Source organism: Salinimicrobium oceani (genome assembly GCF_012037645.1).
Map to the genome: position 1 here is coordinate 1 of NZ_JAAVJR010000611.1, position 456 is coordinate 456.

The following is a 456-nucleotide window of genomic DNA, read 5'->3' on the forward strand; positions in this document are numbered from 1 at the left end:
TTTTTGATGAACTACCTTTTCCACTTTGACTGACTTATCTTTTACCTCAACGGCTCGGGTTTGTCCGTTGACTTTAAAGAAGATCCTGGACATGCCGTCTTCGTCGGTTTCTCCTCTTGAAAGGAACTCGATCAATAAAGTTTTCCCTCTGTCCAATTCCACAATGATCTCCTCGCCGGGTTCCATGCCGTAGAAGAAATTTTTGGTGGGGACGTTGATGACACTTCCGAATTCCAGGTGGTGGTTGTAAGCATCAGTAAATACCTTTGGATACAGCTTGTAAGACAGAAAATCGGTTATTTCCAGGTCTCTTCCCATTCCTTCACTAAAGCTGCTTTGGAATTCTGCATATTCCTTATCAAAATCAATTGGTTCCATGTGGGCGTTCGGTCTTTCGGTATAAGGTTTTTCATCCTTAAGAACAATTTTCTGGATCTTCTCGGGAAAACCTCCGGG

General features: G+C 43.0%; 1 pseudogene. It reads right to left on the reverse strand.

The annotated features are described in order from the left end of the window. Window positions 1-456, reverse strand: a pseudogene (locus tag HC175_RS18520) (pyruvate carboxylase); the annotation flags it as partial.